Genomic DNA, 23,077 nt, shown 5'->3' with positions numbered 1-23,077 from the left:
CGCGCTGTTTGGATGGCGATATTGTTAACAATAGTTTAATTGAATGTCCAGCCTTTATTGTTCAGTCACCGCTGAAACACGCTAAATACCGACAGCTGCTATTTGCGCAGTGCTGCGGTATCATACCGCAATAGTTCAGCAGTAAGATGACAGAGGGTGAACATGACCGATTTTCAACATATTTCAGTTGCGGATACCGCGGCAATGCTAAGCAAGCAACAAGTAATTATTGCCGACATCCGGGATGAGCAAAGTTTTGCTAATGGCCATATTGTCGGCGCTTATCATCTGAATAATGGCAGTTTAAGCCAGTTTATGCAGCAGGTTGAATTTGATCAGCCGGTAATCGTGGTTTGTTATCATGGCAATTCCAGTCAGGGCGCAGCGCAATATCTGGCGCAGCAAGGGTTTGAAATGGTTTACAGCATGGATGGTGGCTTTAGCGAGTGGCAACAATCACAGCCATTTGAGCGCGATAGCGATGCGTAAGCTGGCTGAAGTTAATAACTCTGCTGCTGCGTTGCTGTTTGCAGACTACTGTCAAAGTCAGGGATTGCAGGTAAGTGTAGAGCTGGCAACAAATGGGCCGGCAATACTGTATTGCGATGAGCGTTGTTATCAGCAGGCCACAGCCTTACTGACAGAGTTTATTGAGCAGCCGCAACATCCTCGTTATCAGGCTGCCGCCTGGCAGCGCAGTAAACCTGTTACGGATAGCGGACAGCAAAGCACAGTCACTATTCCGTGGGCGAAAATTGGCAATTGTCCGGTTACCTCGCTTGTGCTGCTGCTATGCCTGCTGGTTTATGGTTGGCAGCAGGTTGACTTTCAAAGTGCAGTAACCGGCTTGCAGTTAACCGAGCCTCATCAGCTTTGGCGATGGTTTACGCCTGCTTTGTTACATTTTTCTGTTACTCATCTGGTGTTCAATTTATTGTGGTGGTTGCTGCTGGGCGCTGCAGTCGAGCGGCGGTTCGGCAGTATTTCGTTATTAAACTTTACCGTATTAACAGCGGTGCTTTCTAATGCCGCACAGTACTTTATGGTTGGCACCAATTTTGGTGGTTTATCTGGTGTGGTCTATGCGTTATTTGGCTTTTGCTGGCTGAATCATAAGCGTTATCCAGAGTCACGGCCGCTGATCAGCGATCCGCTGGCCATGTTTATGCTGGTGTGGCTGATATTAGGCTTTGCCGATGTACTTTGGGTAAGCATGGCAAACTGGGCCCATTTAGCCGGCTTACTGGCAGGGCTGATGATGGCTCTGCTGATTAAGCCGCCTCGCAATGCCAGCAGTCATTGATATAAATATTTGGTAAATAATAGATCTTTAATAATAGCGTTACCGGTTTCTCTTTTCAGTACTTCCTGGAGCTTTGTTAAAATTGCGGTCCGGATTTGTTCTCTGCCGGTCAGCGATTTGACATTATCTTCAGTTTGTTTGCTCAGAATACCAATGATGGTATCGAGGATTAATGGCTCATGATGCTCAATCGCCGGCAGGAAACTTTTGTCGGTAACCATCAATTCAACGGTGACTCTGACATAGCCAAGGCTACGACGGTTGCCGGATACATAGTTGGTAACGATATCAGGATCGAAACCATAATAAACAAACTCCGCTTCCTGCTGCCTGGCACTGGCAGGTGCCATTGTCAGCACTAATGTACAAAGAATAAAAACGAAAAGTTTCATGTTACCAAGCCTTTTGGGTATATCGGGAATACTCTGTTAACCTTAGTGTTTTCCCCGGTTTATTACCAGTTTAATTCTGCGGTAGCCAGTAGTATTTTCAGCTGAAAAGGCCCGCTGTTCTTGTTATCATTCAGCCACATTTTCATTATCTGAGCGTTTTAGTGGCCAAACCTGCTATTTCTTTAGCTGCGACCTGGCAATCTGCCAGCGCTGTAACCCTGCCTCCTCTGCTAAGGGCATGGCTGCTGGAACCCGGCTCATTGACAGCGCGCCTGAAGCAGCGCGCCGATGATTTTCAGTTGCAGGTGTTGCAGCAACAGCAGTTAGATTTACCGGCCTTTTTGCAGCCTCAGCTGCCCGGTATCTCTATCGCCCAGTGTCGTGAAGTGCTGATGTCCTGTAATGCACTACCCTGCGTTTATGCGCAGAGTTGGCTGCCTTTGCCAACATTAGCGGCCTTACAACCGCTTGCCGAACTGGGCGAGCAGCCGCTGGGCGAAATCATATTTCAGCAACCAAATGTTAAGCGCAGTGCGGTTGAGGTCGCCAGAGTGCAATTGCAGCAACCGCTGGCGGCTACCGTAGCAGCAGGTGAATACTGGGCCCGTCGTTCGGTATTCACTCTGGCAGGGCAACCATTACTGGTAGCCGAAGTGTTTTTAGATGGCGTTCTTGCGCTGTGAGCTGGCAACTGAGCTGGCAACACTGGCCTGAGTACCGGCTGTTAATGCGGCTGGATAAACCTATCGGCATTTATTTATTACTCTGGCCAACCTGGTGGGCATTATGGCTGGCTGCAGAGGGTGTACCTGATCTTACTATGCTGCTGGTGTTCAGCCTGGGCGTGATCCTGATGCGTTCAGCGGGCTGCGTAATTAATGATTATGCTGACCGCAACTTTGATGGACTGGTAGAGCGGACCGCTCAGCGGCCGTTGGCACAGGGCAGGGTATCGGCAACTGAGGCACTGCAGTTATTTACCCTTCTGGTCGCGCTGAGCGCCAGCCTGTTGTTTTGGCTGAACTGGCAGACGGTGTTGTTATCCGTTGTTGCGCTGCTACTGGCCGCCGTTTATCCTTTTATGAAACGGTATACCCATCTCCCTCAGCTGGTGCTGGGGGCCGCATTCAGCTGGGGCATGCCGATGGCATTTATGGCTATCCAACTGCAGTTGCCGCCACTGGTCTGGTACTTATATCTGGCTAACTTATGCTGGACCGTCGCTTACGATACCTATTATGCAATGGTAGATAAGACTGATGATCTGGCCGCGGGCATTAAATCTACCGCCATTTTGTTTGGGCGGCATGCCCTGTTAATCATTATCCTGTTGCAGCTGAATACCCTGCTATTGCTGGGCTATGTTGGCGTGCTGGCGCAGTTAACCGCAGTGTATTATATTGCGTTGGCATGCTGTGCAGTGGCGTTTATTTACCAATACCGACTGGCAGTCAGCAGCAGGGCAGGGTGTTTTCAGGCTTTTTTACATAATCATTATGTCGGGCTGTTGATATTCTCTGGTATCGCGCTCCATTATTTCTTTTTCAGTGTCTAGCCGGAAAACCGTGCTGTGACGCATTGCAGGTAGTTATTATGAAAAACCGGATATTTGCGTTGTTTTTGTCACTGGTTGTGGTCAGTGCCTGTGCTGCGCCAGAGCAGGAGCAATTGGTAACCTTCCCGCAGGCAACAATTCAGTTAGCGGACGTGAAAAGAGCGGTACAGCTGGCTGATACCCCGCAATTGCGCGAGCGCGGCCTGATGTTTCAGCAAAGTGCAGATGCTGGCATGTTATTGCTTTACCCTGAGCCCCGGCTGATTAGCTTATGGATGCGCAATACTGACTTAGCGCTGGATGTGGCGTTTATTGATCCGCAATGGCGGGTGATGGTGATAAAGCAGCTGCATCCGCTGGATGAAACGCCGGTATCAGCGCCCTCTGCCGCTCTGGCAGCACTGGAAATGCCAAGAGGCTGGTTTGCTGAGCATAATATTCAGGCTGGTGACAAACTGACCTTACTGCGCTAAGGCTGCAATAAACTGCTGCTTACCCCGGCAACTCAGCGGCTGGGGTCGATGGCACCATTGATACTGTTATTGTGCCGGAACCAGCCGGCGATGCTGTACCTGTCGTCCACCGCCATCAGCACTTCATGGGCAAAGCGTTCGCTTTCAAACAGTACCAGGCTGCCAGCCTGAGGCGTTATCCGGCTTAAAATGCTGTCATCAGCGTCATATAGTACCAGCTCACCGCCCGCGTTGACCTTATTCAGATAACTGACGGTAGTCAGTACCCGGTTGGAGCGGCCACTGAAAGCGTCAAAGTGTTTCTGGTAAAAATCTCCTTGCTGATAGCAGGCATAATGGCACTCGAAATCGAACAACCCCAGAAAAAACTGCCGGTTCAGCTGTTGCTGTAACTGTTGCATCAGCCTAAGGTAGTGTTGCTGGGCATCTGTTTTACCATCAAACCACTGAGTTTTGTCCCGGCGCACTTGCCGGTTCAGAGTATGGTCACGGGCCCGGCCAACACCGGCAGGGGTTAAATTAGCGTCAAAACGGGCTTCATCAAGCAGTTGCCGGTTTAAACTTTCAGGCAGAAAATCGGGTATGACAGTCCAGCCCTGCTGGTAAAATTGGGTCAGCATGACGACATCGCTGATAACAGCGCGGCTATCGTCCAAAGCGATAATATCCGGCATCAAATGCGCCATATATGGTTCCTAACATTAAAGTGGTGCTTTTACGGGGTTAAGGGCAGCTTGTCTAACAAGAAAAACTTGTCTTCAGGATAAGTGATGCTGCAGCCACAGCTTATCCTGACTGAGCTAAAACCTTGCTGACTACGTAGCATCTGCCAAGGTTGAATTAAAAGGAGATTGTTATGCGAAAGTCATTATGGCAGATAGCTGCTATTACAACCAGTCTTGTCCTGATTGCTGGCTGCAGTCAGTCAATATCGGACTACACTGAGCTGAAACCTGAATTGAAACTCGATCGTTTTTTTCTGGGATCCGGTCGGGCCTACGGAGTAATGCACAACTGGCGTGGTCAGCAGGGCGATCGCTTTGTCGCCGATCTATGTGGTGAGTGGCAGCAGGGCCAGGGCGATTTATACGAAGTGTTTTACTTCAGTGATGGCCGGGTAGAGCAGCGCCACTGGCAACTGACACAGACTGCAGAAGGTAAAGTCAGTGGCACGGCCGGGGATGTTGTCGGTGAAGCAAGCGGTCAGCTGGCAGGCAACAGCCTTTATTGGCAGTATGTATTGCGGATCCCTTATGACGGCGATACCCTGGATGTTACCGTTAAGGACTGGCTGCATCTGGTTGATGAAAAAAATGTGATCAACCGAACGACGCTTCACAAATTCGGATTCAAAGTTGCAGAGCTGACGTTATCCATCCAGCAACTTGATGCTAATGCTGACTGCTCAGCGTTAAAGCAACAAGTTGCCGAAATCGCCGCAGATTAACTGCCAGAAACCGGGAACTGTTCAAAAATAAGACCAACTGTGCGTGCGGCGGCCTCGCGCGGTTGCTCCAGATCTTTTTGCTTCAACGTGCCTTCGGCAATACCTTCCCAGACCAACTGACGCTTTTCTGCATCTATAATATCAATATTTACGGTGCCTACCTTGTAGTGAACGGTCGTTACTTCATTGCTGTAAACCGGAAAGCCTGCATAAACAATACCCCGGCGATAGTGATAGTAGCCATAATGATAGCTGGTTGTCGGAACGCTGCGGGTATCGGAACGGGTAGCAACGTTTGAATTGAAGTTAACCAGCAACTGCGGGTCAGACTCAACGAAGCGATACCCTCTTGCAGTAAGCTCTGCCGTGATGGCATTTTTAAAATGCTGGGTCACCAGGGTGGTATACCCGGCACGATCTGTCGCCAAATCTGAAACGAAAGAAAAGGTCTGATAGTTACCTAAGTTAACATCAGGGGCTTGATCAGAGCGAACATTGGGTCCACTGCTGCAAGCAGTCAAAACAAGTGCTAACACTGCGGTGATTATAATTTTACTGTTGTGGATTAATTTCGGTAGCGTCATCATATCTGTCCTCCGGTTACTGCCTGCGTTATCAGACAGGCTGTTTGTCATTAAGTTGCGATAAGTAAAAAGCAGGCCTGCTGGCAATTCGTTTCGGATGTAACTTTTATTTGCCAACTCTGATATTTATTATGGCATGCTAAGTGTGATAAAACAGGTGCTGACAAAATACACAATAGCGTTAGCTATCAGTCTCAAGTCATATTACACTTAATGATAAAGTGCGACAGGGATCTCGGCACAACGATGATAGTATGCAGCCAGGGCGGCTGTTCAATTCGAGACCAGAACATGAATGCAGTGAAAAAAAATAATAATAACAACGAGCAACAACTTGCTGCTGAGCTGGAAAACCAAGCTCAGCAGCAACTTGCTTCCAGTCTGGCTGACTTTGGTAAGCAGCTGATGAATGAACAGCAGCAATTGTTGCAAGGTTACAGCGCCCAAATCCTGGCTAAATCGCAAAGCCAGTGGCAACAAAGACTGATCGAACAGGAACAGGCTTACCAGAAACTGTTTAAAGACTGGCAACAGACCAAACAGCAACTTGATTTAGCGGTACCTGTTGCCAGCGCCGATACTCAGGAGCTGGCTGTTCTGAAACAAAAAACCGGTGAATCCACTAAACAATTGGCGGCACTCGCCGCCGAGTTAAAAAAGGCTCAGCAACATAATTCCGTGCTGAGCGAGCGAGAAATTAATCTGGAACAGCAGCTTGCTGAAGTAGTTAAACAACTGGAGCTTGAACAGCATAAAGCCAGGCATTTTGAACAGGCCCTGCATGAAGCACAGCAGAGCGCCGCAGATCCTGAGCAGCTTAATCAGCTTCGTGCTGAGCTGGAGCAGGCCAGGGCGCAGACCCATGAGAGCAAGTTGGCTTTACAGCAACTGAAGGCTAATGCGCAACAGCAGCAAAACGAGCAACAGCAGACTGAGCAACAACTTGCCGAGCTGAAGGAACGGTATCAGACGTTACAGCAAGATACCGCACAACAAATGCAGGCCCAGCAGGACAAACTGCAGGCACTGGCGAAAAGTCAGCAACAAGTCAGAGATTTAGAGCAACAGCTTGCTGAACGCGACCAGCAGTTAAGTGAGCAGCAACAGGAGCATAGTCAGCTTAAAGAGCAACTGGCTGAGTTGGATGCACATAGTGAGGCATTACAAGCCCAAATTACTGAATTTGAGCAACACCGCAATGAACTGGCCGACAGCAGCGCCGAGCTGGGTTCAGAGCTAACCCGGCTGCAGGCTGAATTCGTTAATATAAATGAAGTATTAGGCCAGAGCCAAAGCCGCGGTAAGAAGCTGGAGTCCCAATTAGAGCATGCGGTGAACCGCCAACATGCTGCAGAGCAGAAACAGCAATCTGAAGCTGATCAGAGTCGTGAAATGATTCGGCAACTCAGGTCGCAACTTGCAGAGCAGGAAGAGGTCAATCAGCAGCATATCAGCGAGCTGGAACAAAAAATTATGGAGTATAAACTTAAGTTTGAATATGCTCAGAAACAACTGGCCGTATCGGGTTAACAGCGGACGTTAATTCGTTCAGGAGTGCTATGAAAGAAAAGGCAAATAACTTCCAGCTAATGCGTGAGCTGGGGTTTTATCAACAGGCTGCAATTGCAGCCTGTTTGCTTGAGCGCATGTTACCTAATTATCAGTTGTTCAGCGAAGTCAGTGAATTTGGTGATGCTGCCGCGTTGCGGCATATGCTGGATTTAAGCTGGGAGTGGCTGACTGTCAAAAAAGCAAAAATTAACTTCCCGCGGCTGGCAGAAGAATTAGAACCGCTGATCCCGGAAGTGAACCACTTCGAAATGTTCGGGGTTTATCCGGCGGTAGATTGTGCTACGGCACTGGATGCCATGTTTAATGGCATCAGTCAGCAGGACAGTAGTGAATTTATTAATGTCGCCAAGATATCTCAGGCTACCGTTGCCCGTTTGATCGAGCATCAAGCTGCAGATGAAGATATAACTTCAGAAAATCAGTTGAAAAAGCACGTCAGAGAACATCCGCTGATGGCTTACGAAATGGAATGTCTGGCCGAACTTATTGAGCTCATCAGCCCGATGAAACAGATAGAGCGTGAGCAAATGCTGCTGTTAAAAGCCTGGGTTCGGGACCAGGGGCTGACCAATCTGGGTATGGAGTATTAATCAGGCAAGGTGAGAATGGCGATTTAAAAACAAAGTACAAGGCCTGCATTAGTTGCAGGCCTTTTGCTATCCGCGGTTAAATTAACGGTTTTGTCTGCGACGCACGGCCATGATCAACATCAAGCCTAAACCAAATATGGCAAATGCATGAGCTTCAGGCACGCTGGTAGGAGGGACAACTATGGTACCACTGCGTGCATTAAAAATATAACGTCCATCAAAATCGCTGTTTAAGCGATTACTGACTAACGAATTACTGCCGCCATCTAACAGCGCACCGTTCACAGCTGAACCTGCCAACTCAAAAAAGCTGCCGCTATCACCGGTACCATTAGAGTAACCTACGCGGGCAGAATTTCCACCAAGGCCGTTAGCATCACCACCGCTTGCTGTACCGGTTTCCCACTGGATTTGATCATAGTTGAAGATAATATCAAAATCGCCGGTGGCGACGTCTGAACGGTCTACCAGTATTAGCTGAAAACTATTGCGGTTAGTATGTTCTGTGTTGCTGGAAAAGTAATCAACGTTCAACCAGTTTACCCCAAAAGCCATCATCCCGGCAAAAGAACCCATACCATAAGTGACCGTGTCGCCAGCATTTCTGGTATCAACATCAGCAAAAAAAGGTGCGATAATTTGTCTACCTGTTGACGTCAAGTCAAACGGAGTAAATGAACTGAGAGTACTATCGAACGTGACATTGCCGTTGTTATTTACGAATAACTGGCTAAATGTAAGACCAAAGAAGTTAACATCAAATCCTATATTAACAGCACCCGTTGAACCATCATCATTCGGTGCCAGAGTTGAGCCATTGAAGCCTGGTTCAATAATACTTGCGTGGCTGGCAAAAGCGGTTGTCAACGTGAACACTGCAGCTAACGCAACATTTTTAATTCTCATTATAAGTAAGTCCTTTTTTACAAATTGGTACAATATTGGAGACTTGCCGCAGCAAATATCAGGCCATATTATAACCATTTGAAAAATATGGATAATTACAGTTTACCGGTAGTTTGGTGTAAGAAAAGTTGACAGTTAGGTCGATTTTAACCATAACCGGTATGCCAGCTGGCCTGCTACTTTTTCTTTCAGTAGCTTCCAGTTGGCAGGCACGCCGGATAGTGGTAATTCTTTTTCAGTTTCAAGATAAATTAACGCATTGTCGCTAAGCCAGCCGTGTTGCTCCAGCAGTTGACAGCAGGGCAGTGCCAGATTTTGCCGGAAGGGAGGGTCTATCAGCACGATTTGATACTGCCGGTTTGCCGGCTGTGCCAGATAACGCAAACAGTCATTGGCAATGACTTCAGCCTGACTTGCCTGAAAAGTGGCCAGTAACGCATGCAGGCGTCTGGCTTGTGCCGGGTCTTTTTCTATAAGGGTGACAAAACCGGCATAACGCGACAGCGCTTCAAAGCCAAGTGAGCCGGAACCGCTGAAACAGTCCAGTACCGCGCTGTCACTGATGTCATGCATTAACCAGTTAAATAAGGTTTCTTTAACCCGATCCGTTGTTGGCCGCAGACCGGCTACGTCGGCAACAGGCAGGCGACGGCCCCGCCACTGACCGCTGATAATCCGGACAAAGCCGGGTTGGCCGGTTTTGCTGCTGGCGGTTTTAGCTTGTTTCATCGTTTCCGTTTTGCCTGTGAGTTAAAGGTGATAGTATTAGCAGCAATTTTATCCTGAATATTGCCTTCGACACAAAAGCTTATGACAAAACAGAAAAATCTTTTCTCCTGGCTTGGCCTGGGTAAAAAAACAGCAGAATCCCAACCTGAGCAGACTAAACCGGCTGAAACGCCAGAGAAAGACGCTGAGATAAAGCCGGATGATCCGCTAGCGCAACAATCAGCAGAGCCAGAAACGGCGGCTGAAGCGCCGGTACTGTCAGAAAAACAGCAGGCTGAACAGGCCGGCACGCCGGTTGCTGCGCCGAATTCGGCAGATGCTGGTGGTTCTGCAGGCAGCACTGAAGTGGTCAGTCAAACGCCCGCCGATGTCGTTAGCCATCAGCCGCCGGCAGCGACGCCCGCTAAAAAAGCCGGTTTTTTTACCCGGTTGAAACAAGGTTTGTCGAAAACAAGCCAGAATCTGGGCGATGGCCTGGCTGGGTTGTTCAGTGGCAAGAAAATTGATGACGAACTGTATGAAGAACTTGAAACCCAGCTACTGATGGCAGATGTGGGTATGGATACCACTCAGAAGCTAATTACTGATCTGACCCAGCATGCCAATCGCAAAGCCTTAAAAGATGCCGGTTTATTGTTTAACCAGTTGCAACAGGATATGGCAGCCTTATTAGCTAAAGTTGAGCAACCACTGGTAGCCAGTAATCCGGCTGGTCCCTTTGTTATTTTAATGGTCGGGGTCAACGGTGTTGGTAAAACTACCACTATCGGCAAAATGGCCCAACAGTTCCGCCAGCAGGGTAAATCAGTGATGCTGGCCGCAGGAGACACCTTCCGGGCTGCTGCTGTAGAGCAACTGCAGGTTTGGGGCGAGCGCAATATGATACCGGTTATCGCCCAGCATACCGGTGCAGACAGCGCTTCAGTTATTTTTGATGCCTATCAGGCAGCGAAGGCCCGTAAAGTAGATATTTTAATTGCCGATACGGCTGGTCGTTTGCAAAATAAAGCTCATTTAATGGAAGAACTGAAAAAAATTGTCCGGGTGCTGCAGAAAATTGACAGTGCGGCACCGCATGAGGTGATGCTGACCCTTGATGCCGGCACCGGTCAGAATGCCCTGAGCCAGGCAAAGTTGTTTAATGAGGCCGTGCCGCTGACCGGTATCACCCTGACTAAACTGGATGGCACTGCCAAAGGTGGGGTTATTTTCGCAATAGCCAATCAGTTCGCGGTACCTATCCGTTATATTGCTGTCGGAGAGGCAATAGATGATTTACGCCAATTCAACAGTCAGGACTTTATTAAAGCCTTGTTTAGTAAGGATCACTAATCATGCTGCAGTTTGATCAGGTCAGTAAGAGCTATCCCGGTGGTTTTGTGGCGCTGGACCGCATCAGTTTCCGGCTGGAGAAAGGCGAAATGGCCTTTCTGACCGGCCACTCTGGCGCGGGCAAAAGTACGTTGTTAAAACTGATCAGCCTGATTGAACGTCCCAGTGCTGGCCGGGTGTTAATTAATGATATTGAGTTAAGCCGGATTAAACGCAGCCAGATCCCCTATGTGCGACGTGATGTCGGGATTATTTTTCAGAACCACCGGCTGCTGATGAACCATACAGTATTTGATAATGTTGCCTTGCCTTTAGTGATAGAGGGCTTTACTGGCAAAGAGATGGTAAAACGGGTACATGCTGCGCTGGACAAAGTGGGTTTGCTGGATAAAGTTCGTTGTTTACCGGCCACCTTATCGGGCGGGGAGCAACAGCGGGTGGGTATTGCCCGGGCGGTGGTTAATAAGCCGCCGCTGTTATTAGCGGATGAGCCTACCGGTAACCTGGATCCGGATTTATCAAAAGACACGATGCGGGTTTTTGAAGCTTTTAATCAGGTAGGGGTATCGGTATTGGTTGCTACCCATGATCTGGGACTGGTCGCAAGAATGAAATACCGCACACTGACGTTGAAGCATGGCCGGATGATTAACGACGGTTTGTTACAATATCAGGAGCCGGTATGAGTATTTTGTTTACCGGCAGAGCAACCGGGGCTGCGGCCAAAAAAATTGGCTTACTGCGTCGCTTTATCATGTTCTGGCTTAATCATGCCCGGCAGGCGGTGGCCAGTCTGGGTGAGTTATGGCGAACCCCTTCTGCTTCGATCTTAACCATTGCCGTGCTGGGCGTCAGTTTAACCTTACCGGCAACGCTGCATTTGCTGGTAAAAAATATGCAGCAAATCAGCAGTAGCTTTACCCAGGCAGCAGAAATCAGTTTGTATATTCGTGAGCAAACTCCGGCTAATCAGGTGCAAAGCCTGGTCGCTATTTTGCAGGCCGATCGCGACATTGCTCAGGTTATTTTTATCAGCAAACAACAGGCTATGACAGAGTTTCAGGAAATATCGGGGTTTGGTGCAGCGCTGAATTATCTGGATACTAATCCGCTGCCTGATGTCATCCGGGTGTTACCCAAAAACACAGCGCCTGATGCAGCTCAGACCCTGTTGCAGCGGCTAAGCAATGAGCGGATAGTAGACTTTGCCAAGCTGGATATTGACTGGTTAACCCGGCTGAACGCTATTGTCAGTATGTTGCAGCAGGCGGTGGCCATTATCGCCCTGCTGCTGTTAAGTGCGGTGCTGCTGATTGTTGGCAACACTATCCGGTTGTCGATTATGAATAAAAAAGATGAGATTGAGGTAATGAAGCTGGTTGGGGCTACTGATGCCTTTATTCAGCGGCCTTTCTTATATACCGGTGTCTGGTTCGGTGTTTTTGGCGGATTGCTGGCATTTCTGGTTGTCGAGTTAATGTTGTGGTGGCTGCAAAGTGCAATCAGCAACGTAACCGCGCTATATCAAAGTGATTTCAGATTAATGGCAATGAGTTTCAATGAGTTTATTGGTTTACTACTGATCGCTATATTCCTCGGCCTGGCAGGGTCCTATTTGTCAGTGCGCCGTCATATCAGCGCGATAGAGCCTACCGGGCCTTAAATAACAATTACATATTAGAGAGTCGTTTTTAGAATAACCCGGTCTGAAAAACTTTTAGTCCACAATTAGCACTCTAGCGTAAAGAGTGCTAATATGGTGGCATTCGATTGAAACAGGATTGGCAAAACATGACAATGAAAGCAGATAAAACAGAATTTATGCCGCTTACCGTCGCTGCCAGCGGCAGTCTTGAGGCTTATACTCATGCTGTTAGCACCATTCCGATGTTAACTGCTGAGCAGGAACGCAGCCTGGCGGAGCGCTTGCAGCAGGATGGTGATTTATCAGCTGCCCGCCAGCTTATTATGTCTCACCTGCGTTTTGTGGTGCACATTGCCCGCAGTTATTCAGGTTATGGTCTGCCTATCAGTGATTTAGTGCAGGAAGGCAATATTGGTCTGATGAAAGCTGTGAAACGCTTTGACCCGACAGTCGGAGTGAGACTGGTGTCTTTTGCGGTACACTGGATTAAAGCTGAAATCCATGAGTATGTGCTGAAAAACTGGCGAATTGTTAAAATTGCCACCACTAAAGCACAGCGAAAGTTATTCTTTAATCTGCGCAAAGCGAAAAAGCATTTAGGCTGGTTTAATCAGGACGAAGTCAGACATGTTGCCGAGTCACTTGGCGTGGCAGAGCATGAAGTGCGGGAAATGGAATCCCGGATGAGTAATTATGACATGCCTTATGATGCGCCGGACGAAGATGACGACGCTGCGTTTACCGCACCTGTTTATTATCTGCAGGACAAAGCATCCGATCTGGCCGTCCAGGTTGAAGATGAGCAGTGGGATAGTGCCGCCGCAGATCGTCTGCAGGCAGCCATGCGAACGCTGGATGACCGCAGTCAGGATATCGTTCGGGCCCGCTGGCTGGACAATAACAAGTTAACCTTGCAGGAGCTGGCCGAGCGTTATCAGGTGTCTGCAGAGCGGGTGCGTCAGCTTGAAAAAAACGCGATGAAGAAATTGCATTCAGCTTTAAGCTGATTAATGCAAAAACCAGATAAAAAAACCTGCCGTGGCAGGTTTTTTTATAGAAATATAACAGGAAATTATTGTGGTGCAGAGATAGCCGGTGCAGTAAAGCCGGCAGCAACAACATCATGCTCCCGTGGCAACAATGCTGAGATCCTGACTAATTCAATACCATGCTTGTTCAGTAACGGTAGATTTTTCTTTAGAAATTCATAAGTTTGCGGATAAGGATGGCCAATGGCAATAGCCACCTGATGGCGCTTAGCTATCTGCAGCAACTGCTGGAACTGACGTTGCAGAGCCGCTTCAGACAGCTCATTATCCAGAAATACATGGCGGCTTAAACTGGCCACCCCATATTGACGGGCATATAATCTGGCTTTGCTTTGCGGGGTCGTCAGACTGTCAACAAAGAATAGCTGACGTTGCCGCAGATATTCCATGGTCCAGGCCATAGGCTGGTCCAGTTCGGTGTACAGGCTGCCCATATGGTTGTTAACGCCGATGGCATAAGGAATATCAGCCAATGCCTGTTGCAGCGCGTCTCGCACTTGCTGGCGGCTCATATCACGGGTAAGGGCGCCAGGTCCCAGACTTTTGTGATTATTGGCTTCCATTGGCATGTGCAGCATAACGTCTTTTTGTTGTGAAAACGCCAGTTGCGCAGATTTTGGACCATAGGGGGTATGGGGTAATACGGATAAAGTGAGCGGATAGGGTAACGATACCATTTTTAAGTCAGCTTTCTGGTAGCCGATATCGTCGATAATAATGGCAATACGGGGTTTCTCTGCCTGGGCTTTTACGCTAAGCAATCCCGCCAATACCAACCAAAATAAAGTTTTACGCACGCTGTTATTATTCCTGTTTACCCGTCCAGTCTGACAGCGGGTAGGGGCAGATCGTCCTGTTATTTGCTGTTATATTGGCGTATGCCATCCCTGGTCGCAAGTCATTTTTACCCTTTGTTTTTACTCAACCAGGACAACGGGTTAACGGCATCGCCTTTTTCTCTGATCTCGAAATACAGGCCGGCATTGGCCTGGCCGCCACTCATGCCAACCAGAGCTATCGTTTCACCTGCAATAATTTGCTCACCCGGCTGCTTTAAAATATTCTGATTGTGGCCATATAAGCTCATAAAACCTTCGCCGTGATCCAACACAATGACCCAGCCATAACCTTTTAACCAGTCAGCATAAATTACCCGGCCATCCGCAATAGCCTGTACCGGATTACCTTCCCGGCCGCCTATTAAAATTCCCCTGGAGCGCATACCGCCCTGCCGGTTTTCGCCAAAACCCTGCAGCAAAGCGCCGTTCAGCGGCCAACGTAGTTTGCCTTTATTGGCAGTTAAGCCCAGCAACTCCAGGCTACGCTCTGCCAGCGCCCGCAACTGGTCAATGGTATTTTGTAAGCTCGCTTCATTCTGGCGCAAATAACTTAACTGATTACCCTGCTCCTTAAGTAACTGTTGCAACTGACTGACTGCAGTTTGTTGCTCAGCTTTTACCGCCAGCAGTTGTTGCTGCTGCTGCTGCTGTTCGTTCAGGGTCATTGTCAACTGCTGCTGCTGTTCGGCCAGTTGCTGTTTAATCTGCTCCAGTTGTAAAACGGTTTTATTTATTTCTGCCAGCTGTTTAACCCTTGCCCGGTTAAAGTACTGATAATAAGTCAGCGCCCGCTCCAGCTTGCTGGCATCCTGCTGATTTAACAGCATCCGGGTATAGTCATGCTGGCCCAGGCTGTAAGCGCTTTTCAATTGTGCGGCCAGCTGACTTTGCTGTTGCTGCAAATCCTGCTGCAATTGCTGTTGCTGTTGAGTCAGCTGCTGGCCACGTTGTTCAATGCCGGCAAGTTGTTGCTCGGTTCGCTGCAGTTCAGCAGATGCTCTGGCCAGTGCCTTGTCCGATTGCTGAAGTTGCTGTTCTGCTTTATTCAGTTGCTGTTGTTGTTGCTTTAACTGGCGCTCTGTCGTTTTAATCTGTTGTTGTACCTGCTCAAGCTCCTGCTGCTGTTCAGCTTGCTGACGGCCGCTGACGGGCATGCTGCTAAGCGTACAACAGAGTACCAGCAGCCATAAAGGCTGGCGGTGAGCTGAAAAGTAAAAGCGGTTTTTCATCAGGTGCCGGGCTAGCGTTGCTTAAGTTGCATCAGCACTTTGCCGGTCATTTCTGGCGGTTTAGGTAACCCCAACAGTTGCAACATGGTCGGAGCAATATCACTTAAAATGCCCCCTTCAACTGCAATGGCCGGCCGGCCGACATAAATCAGTGGCACCGGACCACTGGTATGAGCGGTGTGAGCCTGGCCTGATCCTGGGTCCTGCATCATCTCTGCGTTACCATGATCAGCAGTGATTAAACATTCGCCCCCCACCTGCTGCAAGACTTCGACCACCCGGCCAACGCAATGGTCTACTGCCTCTACTGCTTTGATAGCGGCTGCCATAATGCCGGTATGACCTACCATATCGCCATTGGGGTAATTACAGATGATTACGTCAAAGTCACCGCTATGGATGGCCGCAACCAGTTTGTCAGTCAGCTCAGTTGAACTCATTTCTGGTTGCAGATCATAAGTGGCAACAGCAGGTGATGGCACTAAAATACGACTTTCACCGGTAAACTCCGTTTCCCGGCCTCCACTGAAAAAGAAGGTAACGTGGGCATATTTCTCTGTTTCGGAGATCCGCAGCTGGGTTTTATTATGCTTGGCCAGCCACTCACCCAGGACATTATTCAGTGCTTCAGGCGGGTAAGCGCAGGGAGCATCTATATCGGCTGCATATTCTGTCAGCATAACAAAACTGCTGAGTTTTGGCTGGTACTGCCGGGTAAACCCGGCAAAATCGGCCTCGGTAAAAGCCCGGCTGAACTGACGGGCGCGATCAGCGCGAAAATTCATAAATATTAATGCATCGCCATCGGCCATTTGCACCGGTTTACCATCAGCGGTCAATATGGCGGTGGCTTTTACAAACTCATCGTTCTCGTTCCGCTGATAGGCAGCATGCAGTGCTGCAACGGCATCAGTGGCTGTAAATTCCGCCTTGCCCAGAGTGAGTAAATCGTAAGCATGTTGCACTCTGTCCCAGCGTTTATCGCGGTCCATCGCGTAGTAACGACCAATAACAGAGGCTATCTGGCCACTACCACTAGCGGCAAAATGTTGGGCAACTCTGGCAAGGGACGCTTCGGCACTACGCGGTGGGGTATCTCTGCCGTCTAAAAAGGCATGTAGATAAATCGGGCCGGCACCTTGTTGTTCGGCCAGCTTAATCATTGCCAGAATATGATCTTCATGACTATGAACGCCACCTTCAGACAGCAAGCCCATAATATGTACCGCTTTGCTGTTATTTTTAGCAGCGGTTATTGCATTAACCAATACAGGGTTGTGAAAAAAATCACCGTCCTTAATCGCTTTGGTAATCCGGGTAAAATCCTGATATACCACCCGACCTGAACCCAGGTTAACGTGACCAACCTCTGAGTTTCCCATCTGACCTTCTGGCAGACCGACATCCAGCCCGGAGCCGGAAATAAGACTATGCGGATAGTCCTGCCACAATTTATCCATTACTGGTGTATTGGCCTGCGCAATGGCGTTACTGGCAGTTTGTTCGCGGTATCCCCAGCCATCAAGAATTAATAATACCAGGGGCTTTTTGGGATGACTCATGCTGACTCCGTTTCTGATTTTGCTGAACATTCAAGCGAGGCTAGTATCTTACCGCTTTTTCTAACTTTCTCCAGTCCGGATTGGCCGTTTTAGGGCTGCTTTCTTGCAACAATATCGTTATACTCACGCCACTTTAATTGGTTCTGAGTAAGAATGTAGCACTATGGCGCAGTTTACCGAGTTTGTAACTAATCACCCTTTACTGAGTTTGGCCTGGGTTGTAATTTTTTTATTGATAGTCGGCGGCTGGATAAAATCCCGTTTCTCCGCTATCCGGCAGGTGTCACCGACCGAGCTGACGATGCTGGTAAATCGGCAGGATGGGGTAGTAGTTGATACCCGCAGTGAAGATGATTTTAAAAAAGGCCATATAACCGGTGCCCGGCAGCTGTCTGCCAGCCAGATCACTGAGCAACAGCTTGCCGGACTTGAAAAACAAAAAGATGCTCCCATTATTGTGGTATGTCAGGCCGGGATGACAGCCCAGAAAACGGCTGCTGCTCTGACAAAACAAGGCTTTACTAACGTGGCTGTATTGCAGGGCGGAATGGGTGCCTGGACGGGTGCCAGTCTGCCGGTCGTTAAATCTAAGAGGTAAGCATGGCTGAAGTGATAATTTACACCAAGGCATATTGTTCTTATTGTGTTCGCGCCAAGGCGTTACTTGATCAGAAACAGGTGGCTTATCTGGAAGTGAAAATTGATGAGCAGCCAGAGCGTCGTGCCGAAATGATTGATAAAGCGAATGGTCGCTCAACGGTGCCACAAATTTTTATTGGTACAACCCACATTGGTGGATGTGATGATATGTTTGCGCTGCATGCAGCAAACAAGCTCGATCCACTGTTAAACGCATAACTTAAACTAGGAATTATTCATGGCCGAACAACAGGCAAATGGTGTTGCAAACGAGCAACAGGCACAGGGTTTACAATTTGCTATTCAGCGCATTTTTGTTAAAGATATTTCGTTCGAAGCGCCAAATGCGCCGGCAATCTTCCGCAAAGAATGGAAGCCAGAAGTTAAACTGGATTTAGACACCCGTAGCGAAAAAGTAGAAGACGGTGTATATCAGGTGACGCTGTCATTAACCGTGACCACGATGGTTGGTGAAGAAACTGCATTTCTGTGCGAAGTACAGCAAGCCGGTATTTTCTCAATCGGTGAGCTGGAAGAAGCACAATTGGCGCATATGTTAGCGGCCTTCTGCCCGAACATTCTGTTCCCTTATGCCCGTGAAGCAGTATCAAGTCTGGTTAATCGTGGTACTTTCCCGCAACTGAATCTGGCACCGGTCAATTTTGACGCGCTATTTGCACAGTATCTGCAAAAGCGTCAGGCCGAAGGCCAGGACGTAAGAGCTGACGCTTAAGCTGATGAATACTGCAGCCATAGCAGTGCTGGGGGCAGGGTCTTATGGCACTGCCCTTGCCATTTGTCTGGCCCGCAATGGTAATCCTATTACTCTATGGGGGCGGAATAGTCAGGATATTGAGCAAATACAGCGGCAACGTTGTAATCAAAAATATCTGCCTGATATCCGGCTACCTGACAGTCTGACTGTCAGTGATGATCTGCAGCAGGTAGTGCAAAGTAGTCGCGATATACTGGTCGTGGTGCCCAGCCATGCTTTTGCGGATACCCTGAAGCAAATTAAACCTTTTTTATCTGCTAATGCCAGAGTGGCCTGGGCCACCAAAGGGCTGGAGCCGGAAAGTGGTCGGCTGTTGCAGGATGTTGCCCGGGAAATTCTTGGTGAGCAGGTCGCCCTTGCAGTGCTGTCAGGCCCTACTTTTGCCAAAGAAATGGCCGCAGGTATGCCTACCGCCATCACGTTATCGTCAGTAGATCAGCAATTTATCAGTCGTTTGTCAGATTTGTTGCACTGCGCGAAAAGCTTTCGGGTTTACACAAACCCTGACTTTATCGGAGTCCAGTTGGGCGGCGCCGTTAAAAATGTTATCGCTATTGGCGCTGGCATGGCAGACGGTATTGGTTTTGGTGCCAATGCCAGAACTGCCCTGATTACCCGGGGACTGGCTGAAATGAGCCGGCTGGGCTGTGCCCTGGGTGCTCAGAAAGATACGTTCATGGGCATGGCAGGCTTGGGTGATTTAGTGCTGACCTGCACTGATAACCAATCCCGCAATCGCCGTTTTGGCTTACTGCTGGGTCAGGGTAAAACGGTTGACGATGCGATGGCAACCATCGGTCAGGTTGTCGAAGGCTATCGTAACGCGAAAGAGGTATTTAACCTTGCCCGGCGGGTCGGTATTGAAATGCCGATTTCAGAGCAGATTTATCAGGTGTTGTATCAGAATAAAGACGTCAAACTGGCTGCGGTTGACCTGCTTGGCCGCGAGAAGCGTGACGAAGTTAACTAGCTGCTTTTTTGATCAATTTATTTTCTTTTGCCAGTAGTGCCGGTATCTCACTGGCTGGCACTGCTTTGCTGAACAAATTGCCCTGCAATTTATCACAACCCATCACATGTAACAGATAAGCCTGCATTTCATTATCTATGCCACTGGCCGTAACTTCCAGCTGCAGATAGCCTGCCAACCGGATTAAGCTGGCAGTAATATTGCGCTGCTGCTCTTTCTGTTCCATCTGGTTTATCAGACTGCGAGCAATTTTGACACCATGCAACGGCAACTGGCGTAACGAAGTAAGCGAAGAAACACCATCACCAAAGTTGTCCATCAGCAAATGAAAACCTGCATCGCTAAGCGCATTCAACCTGCTTTGCAGGCCGGCAACAGGTTGCTGGAAAATCCTTTCGTCCAGCTCCAGGGTAAAATGATCGGCCGCTACTTTGTATTCACTCAGACAGTTACTGAGATAATCAACAAAATTGGTTTGCTGAAAATGTTGTACAGAAATATTCAAGCCAATCCGACCCCGAAGTTGATTGGTTTGCAACCAGTGGTTTATTTGCTGACAACTTTGCCGGAATACTAACCTGTCCAGCGTAACAATCATACCGTTCTGCTCTGCCAGTGCCAGAAAACTCTGCGGCTGCATAATGCCCCGTTTTGGGTTATGCCAGCGAAGCAAAGCTTCATAGCCAACAACACGGTTGCTGCTGATACTCAACTGGGGCTGATAATATACAATAAAATCTTCATGATTCAGGCTTTTACTGAGCTCAGCTTGCAGCGTCAGATACTCAGTTGCATGCTGTTGTAGTTTGCTGTCAGCAAAACAGAACTGGCTGGTGCCACTACGAGCTGCTTGCTGTGCTGCCCGCTCGGCACTGTGCATGATAGCTGTGGCATCTGCGCCATCTTCCGGGAAGCGGCTGATGCCTATACTGGCATAGACCTGACTAGTGCTGCTTATAATGTTAAATTGACTTATCTGCAATAATATCTGGTGTGCCAGTTGGTTTAACGGTAGCTCAACCGGCGCAGTACATAAATGGGGGGGCACTAGTATTGCAAAACTGTCACTGCTGTAACGGCCAACAGTAAATTGGGGGGCAATAGCATGGCGTAATCCTTCTGCAGCCTCTGCGATCTGTCTGGCACTGCTTTGGCCGGCAGCTGTCGGTTCAGCGCTCAGTAACTGGTTGAATTTCACCAGTAACAAAGCGGTAGCCGGGTAAAGGGTTGTACAGCAGGCGATATATGCGGCGAGTTGTTCCTCGAGCATAATCCGGTTAGGCAGGCTGGTAAGCGGGTCCCGGGTAAGGTTATTTAACTGTTGCTGGTCAGCTCTTTTGCGTTCTGTGATGTCCTGAGCAACTAATAAATAGCGGGCTGCAGGCCATGCCGAATTATTGCTTTGGGTGATGGTCAGATTGACAGCGAGCAAGTCGTTTTTCAGCTGCCACCATACCTCTCCCTGCCAGCTTCGTTGTTGGTCTAGTACCGGCTGAATATCCTGCCAGGCCTTTTGTTTTGCAACAGGGTCAAAATACATACAGTGACAGAGATTCTGACGCTGGGCAATTTTCTCCAGTACATTACTCGCTACTAAAAGTTGGCAATCCTGATCGAGTACCGCAACCAGCGCACTGGTATCAGTAAGTAATTGTCGCAGAAATTTTTGCTGGGACTTTTGTCTGGCCCGTTGTTGTTGCAAACGCCACCAGCCTGCCGTGCCTGCAACAGCAAAACCCGCCATAAAAGTAAGCAGTAAGGTAACCGGGGGAGCTGGAAGCCCATCGGCAATAGCAGCCCGGACCGAAAAGGCCGGCAACAGGGCAACAAAACACAGCCAACCTGACAGTGGCATAACAAAAACGTCCTTGTAGTGTATACAATACTGCGTAAATATAGCCGTCATACCTGCCTTTAAGCAAATTAAATGATGATATTTTCGCCAGCTCTGTCGTGTTAACTGCTTTAATTTCGTCAGTACAGCGTGTAAATTAACCCCCTTTGTTTCTGTCGCAGCGGCTGTTATGTTTCATATTGCATTGTTTGAACCCAGGATCGCACCTAATACCGGAAATATAATCCGTTTGGCAGCTAATACCGGTTGTCGTTTACATATTATTGAACCGATGGGTTTTGATTTTGAAGAAAAAAAGTTGCGCCGGGCCGGGCTGGATTATCATGATCTGGCCAACGTTAGCCGTTATGCTGATTATCACAGTTTTGCCACTGCGATGGCCGGTAAAAGGATCCTGGCACTAACCACTAAAGGTAGTCAGCCTTATCAGCAACAACAATTTCTGGCGGATGATGTATTACTTTTTGGCTCTGAGACCGCAGGCTTGTCAGATGCCGTGCGTGATAGCATTCCTGTCGGCCAGCGGATCCGGCTGCCGATGCAACCGGGCGCCCGCAGCCTGAATCTGGCCAATACTGTGGCGATCGTCTGTTATGAAGCCTGGCGGCAGCACAATTTTGCCGGCGGTGTATAACGCTTACTCTGTTCGGTTAATGCGGCCAGTTAGCCCCGCCAGAAACTGATTAACAGCAGCAAAGGCTTGCTGACGGATGTTGTCCTGTTCCATCCAGATTTCATGATGCGCCCCCGCCAGAATAGTCCGTTGCTTGTAAAGTGTCGCCGGTAAACGCTGATACCAGCTGTTCTGCGCCCGGTTGCTGACAATCTTATCTGTACCGGCTTGCAACAGTAGCACCGGGACATTGAATTCTGCGGCTTTTCGCTGAATATCAGCCATGGCCGTGATTGCCTGAGAGAGCCAGGCCCAGCTGACACCGCCCAGCTGGCTGTCAGGATACAGCTGATACAGTTGCTGCATCCAGTGATACCGTTCGGGGCAGTGGGTCAGCGGATTACCGGCAAAAGGTTTTTGCTGATAGCGGCTTTGTCCGGGGAAATATTGCCGGTTATCTTGTTTTAGTTTCGTTCTGAACCAGCCATACCCTGTGACCAGCATGCTGGCCAGCACAGAGGGCACTCTGCCGGCATGCAGGCCAAACATCGGAGAGCCGAAAATGGCAGCGCGAAACGGATGTGTATACTGTTGCAGATAGCGACAGGCTATTGCGGCTCCCATTGAGTGAGCGAGCAGCAAATGCTGCTGATGACCAGAGGGCAAAACGATTTCAGTAACAAACTGGTTAAAGTCACAGACATAGTCTGCAAAGTCAGCAACATATCCAAGATGAGGGTCGGGCTGTAACCTGGCAGACCCGCCCTGACCACGATGGTCAAGAATAAACACACTGTAGCCGGCAGTGATAAATTCTTCCATCAGCTCAATGTATTTTACTGCCATTTCAACCCGGCCCGTGCTGAACACTACAGCATGGGCCTTATCGGCAGCCAGATAATAACTGTAGCTCAAACGGGTCTGATCGCGGCTGTACAAATCCGCATGGACAAACTGCTGCCATAGCGGCTGCAACTGCTGTTGCCATCGCTCTGTAAGCGGCTGTACAGCCATGTTT

27 protein-coding genes are annotated in these 23,077 nt (G+C 48.9%); 17 read left to right on the top strand and 10 right to left on the bottom strand.

Annotated elements, in window-relative coordinates; genetic code table 11:
* The first annotated feature begins 162 nt into the window (after positions 1-162).
* Positions 163-489, top strand: coding sequence for a thiosulfate sulfurtransferase GlpE (glpE, locus tag R3187_RS07585; RefSeq protein WP_318966088.1), 327 nt, complete (start codon positions 163-165; stop codon positions 487-489).
* Positions 482-1,303, top strand: a complete 822-nt coding sequence (gene glpG / locus R3187_RS07580) for a rhomboid family intramembrane serine protease GlpG (protein WP_318966087.1) — start codon at positions 482-484, stop codon at positions 1,301-1,303. Before glpE ends, glpG begins: the two co-directional genes overlap by 8 nt.
* Here glpG and R3187_RS07575 read toward each other — a convergent pair.
* A complete protein-coding gene (locus R3187_RS07575; protein WP_318966086.1) occupies positions 1,297-1,695 on the bottom strand; it encodes a flagellar basal body-associated protein FliL in 399 nt (132 codons plus the stop codon). The genes glpG and R3187_RS07575 overlap by 7 nt on opposite strands.
* Before the next feature lie 161 nt (positions 1,696-1,856).
* Here R3187_RS07575 and R3187_RS07570 point away from each other — a divergent pair, with 161 nt between their 5' ends.
* Genes R3187_RS07570 through R3187_RS07560 form a run of 3 tightly spaced genes read left to right on the top strand, consistent with a single transcriptional unit; the run spans position 1,857 to position 3,723 of the window.
* Positions 1,857-2,378: a chorismate--pyruvate lyase family protein gene (locus tag R3187_RS07570; protein ID WP_318966085.1), complete on the top strand. Its 522-nt coding sequence runs from the start codon at positions 1,857-1,859 to the stop codon at positions 2,376-2,378.
* Complete coding sequence (gene ubiA, locus R3187_RS07565) at positions 2,375-3,250, top strand: 4-hydroxybenzoate octaprenyltransferase (RefSeq protein ID WP_318966084.1); 876 nt, start codon at positions 2,375-2,377, stop codon at positions 3,248-3,250. The genes R3187_RS07570 and ubiA overlap by 4 nt, the downstream gene beginning before the upstream one ends.
* A gap of 38 nt (positions 3,251-3,288) precedes the next feature.
* Entirely contained in the window at positions 3,289-3,723 is a 435-nt protein-coding gene (locus tag R3187_RS07560; RefSeq protein WP_318966083.1) for a DUF192 domain-containing protein, read from the top strand.
* Positions 3,724-3,755: 32 nt separating this feature from the next.
* Here R3187_RS07560 and R3187_RS07555 read toward each other — a convergent pair whose 3' ends face one another.
* Entirely contained in the window at positions 3,756-4,409 is a 654-nt protein-coding gene (locus tag R3187_RS07555) for a 2OG-Fe(II) oxygenase (protein WP_318966082.1), read from the bottom strand.
* A gap of 170 nt (positions 4,410-4,579) precedes the next feature.
* Between R3187_RS07555 and R3187_RS07550 the strand changes: the two genes are divergently transcribed.
* The gene (locus tag R3187_RS07550; protein WP_318966080.1) at positions 4,580-5,170 is read left to right on the top strand and encodes a DUF3833 family protein; all 591 of its coding nucleotides are present in this window, start codon (positions 4,580-4,582) and stop codon (positions 5,168-5,170) included.
* On the opposite strand, the gene R3187_RS07545 is transcribed toward R3187_RS07550, so the two are convergent.
* Complete coding sequence (locus R3187_RS07545; RefSeq protein ID WP_318966079.1) at positions 5,167-5,757, bottom strand: DUF4136 domain-containing protein; 591 nt, start codon at positions 5,755-5,757, stop codon at positions 5,167-5,169. The genes R3187_RS07550 and R3187_RS07545 overlap by 4 nt on opposite strands.
* 297 nt (positions 5,758-6,054) lie before the next feature.
* On the opposite strand from R3187_RS07545, the gene R3187_RS07540 reads away from it, so the two are divergent.
* Together R3187_RS07540 and R3187_RS07535 are read left to right on the top strand one after the other, a co-directional pair.
* Positions 6,055-7,284, top strand: coding sequence for a hypothetical protein (locus tag R3187_RS07540; RefSeq protein ID WP_318966078.1), 1,230 nt, complete (start codon positions 6,055-6,057; stop codon positions 7,282-7,284).
* A gap of 29 nt (positions 7,285-7,313) precedes the next feature.
* Entirely contained in the window at positions 7,314-7,916 is a 603-nt protein-coding gene (locus R3187_RS07535) for a YjaG family protein (RefSeq protein WP_318966077.1), read from the top strand.
* Positions 7,917-7,997: 81 nt separating this feature from the next.
* On the opposite strand, the gene R3187_RS07530 is transcribed toward R3187_RS07535, so the two are convergent.
* Positions 7,998-8,822, bottom strand: a complete 825-nt coding sequence (locus R3187_RS07530) for a nidogen-like domain-containing protein (RefSeq protein ID WP_318966076.1) — start codon at positions 8,820-8,822, stop codon at positions 7,998-8,000.
* Positions 8,823-8,957: 135 nt separating this feature from the next.
* Positions 8,958-9,551, bottom strand: coding sequence for a 16S rRNA (guanine(966)-N(2))-methyltransferase RsmD (gene rsmD / locus R3187_RS07525; protein WP_318966075.1), 594 nt, complete (start codon positions 9,549-9,551; stop codon positions 8,958-8,960).
* 81 nt (positions 9,552-9,632) lie between these two features.
* On the opposite strand from rsmD, the gene ftsY reads away from it, so the two are divergent.
* The 4 genes from ftsY to rpoH all read left to right on the top strand — a co-directional run bounded on the left by ftsY (position 9,633) and on the right by rpoH (position 13,535).
* The gene (gene ftsY / locus R3187_RS07520; protein ID WP_318966074.1) at positions 9,633-10,883 is read left to right on the top strand and encodes a signal recognition particle-docking protein FtsY; all 1,251 of its coding nucleotides are present in this window, start codon (positions 9,633-9,635) and stop codon (positions 10,881-10,883) included.
* 2 nt (positions 10,884-10,885) lie between these two features.
* Positions 10,886-11,569, top strand: a complete 684-nt coding sequence (ftsE, locus tag R3187_RS07515) for a cell division ATP-binding protein FtsE (RefSeq protein ID WP_097112429.1) — start codon at positions 10,886-10,888, stop codon at positions 11,567-11,569.
* A complete protein-coding gene (gene ftsX / locus R3187_RS07510) occupies positions 11,566-12,546 on the top strand; it encodes a permease-like cell division protein FtsX (RefSeq protein ID WP_318966073.1) in 981 nt (326 codons plus the stop codon). The genes ftsE and ftsX overlap by 4 nt, the downstream gene beginning before the upstream one ends.
* A 128-nt stretch (positions 12,547-12,674) precedes the next feature.
* Positions 12,675-13,535: an RNA polymerase sigma factor RpoH gene (gene rpoH, locus R3187_RS07505; protein WP_413229016.1), complete on the top strand. Its 861-nt coding sequence runs from the start codon at positions 12,675-12,677 to the stop codon at positions 13,533-13,535.
* A gap of 65 nt (positions 13,536-13,600) precedes the next feature.
* On the opposite strand, the gene R3187_RS07500 is transcribed toward rpoH, so the two are convergent.
* The 3 genes from R3187_RS07500 to gpmM form a co-directional block, all read right to left on the bottom strand.
* Positions 13,601-14,374: a divergent polysaccharide deacetylase family protein gene (locus R3187_RS07500; protein WP_318966072.1), complete on the bottom strand. Its 774-nt coding sequence runs from the start codon at positions 14,372-14,374 to the stop codon at positions 13,601-13,603.
* A 107-nt stretch (positions 14,375-14,481) separates the two neighbouring features.
* On the bottom strand, positions 14,482-15,645 hold the full coding sequence (locus R3187_RS07495) for a murein hydrolase activator EnvC family protein (protein WP_318966071.1): 1,164 nt from the start codon (positions 15,643-15,645) through the stop codon (positions 14,482-14,484).
* 11 nt (positions 15,646-15,656) lie between these two features.
* Complete coding sequence (gene gpmM / locus R3187_RS07490; protein ID WP_318966070.1) at positions 15,657-17,207, bottom strand: 2,3-bisphosphoglycerate-independent phosphoglycerate mutase; 1,551 nt, start codon at positions 17,205-17,207, stop codon at positions 15,657-15,659.
* A 163-nt stretch (positions 17,208-17,370) separates the two neighbouring features.
* Here gpmM and R3187_RS07485 point away from each other — a divergent pair, with 163 nt between their 5' ends.
* Genes R3187_RS07485 through gpsA form a run of 4 tightly spaced genes read left to right on the top strand, consistent with a single transcriptional unit; the run spans position 17,371 to position 19,591 of the window.
* On the top strand, positions 17,371-17,805 hold the full coding sequence (locus R3187_RS07485) for a rhodanese-like domain-containing protein (RefSeq protein WP_318966069.1): 435 nt from the start codon (positions 17,371-17,373) through the stop codon (positions 17,803-17,805).
* Between the two features lie 2 nt (positions 17,806-17,807).
* The gene (gene grxC, locus R3187_RS07480; protein WP_318966068.1) at positions 17,808-18,065 is read left to right on the top strand and encodes a glutaredoxin 3; all 258 of its coding nucleotides are present in this window, start codon (positions 17,808-17,810) and stop codon (positions 18,063-18,065) included.
* A gap of 19 nt (positions 18,066-18,084) precedes the next feature.
* On the top strand, positions 18,085-18,579 hold the full coding sequence (gene secB, locus R3187_RS07475) for a protein-export chaperone SecB (protein WP_318966066.1): 495 nt from the start codon (positions 18,085-18,087) through the stop codon (positions 18,577-18,579).
* A 4-nt stretch (positions 18,580-18,583) separates the two neighbouring features.
* Positions 18,584-19,591 (top strand): NAD(P)H-dependent glycerol-3-phosphate dehydrogenase, encoded by a 1,008-nt coding sequence (gene gpsA / locus R3187_RS07470; protein WP_318966064.1) that lies wholly within the window; start codon positions 18,584-18,586, stop codon positions 19,589-19,591.
* On the opposite strand, the gene R3187_RS07465 is transcribed toward gpsA, so the two are convergent.
* Positions 19,584-21,446, bottom strand: coding sequence for a bifunctional diguanylate cyclase/phosphodiesterase (locus R3187_RS07465; RefSeq protein ID WP_318966062.1), 1,863 nt, complete (start codon positions 21,444-21,446; stop codon positions 19,584-19,586). The genes gpsA and R3187_RS07465 overlap by 8 nt on opposite strands.
* A gap of 169 nt (positions 21,447-21,615) precedes the next feature.
* Here R3187_RS07465 and R3187_RS07460 point away from each other — a divergent pair, with 169 nt between their 5' ends.
* Positions 21,616-22,080, top strand: coding sequence for a tRNA (cytidine(34)-2'-O)-methyltransferase (locus tag R3187_RS07460; protein WP_318966060.1), 465 nt, complete (start codon positions 21,616-21,618; stop codon positions 22,078-22,080).
* Positions 22,081-22,083: 3 nt separating this feature from the next.
* Here R3187_RS07460 and R3187_RS07455 read toward each other — a convergent pair whose 3' ends face one another.
* Positions 22,084-23,073 (bottom strand): alpha/beta fold hydrolase, encoded by a 990-nt coding sequence (locus R3187_RS07455; RefSeq protein WP_318966058.1) that lies wholly within the window; start codon positions 23,071-23,073, stop codon positions 22,084-22,086.
* Between the last annotated feature and the right edge of the window lie 4 nt (positions 23,074-23,077).

It is taken from the genome of Arsukibacterium sp., from assembly GCF_033721375.1.
Taxonomy (GTDB): domain Bacteria; phylum Pseudomonadota; class Gammaproteobacteria; order Enterobacterales; family Alteromonadaceae; genus Alishewanella.
This window is presented reverse-complemented; position numbering and strand designations above follow the sequence as displayed.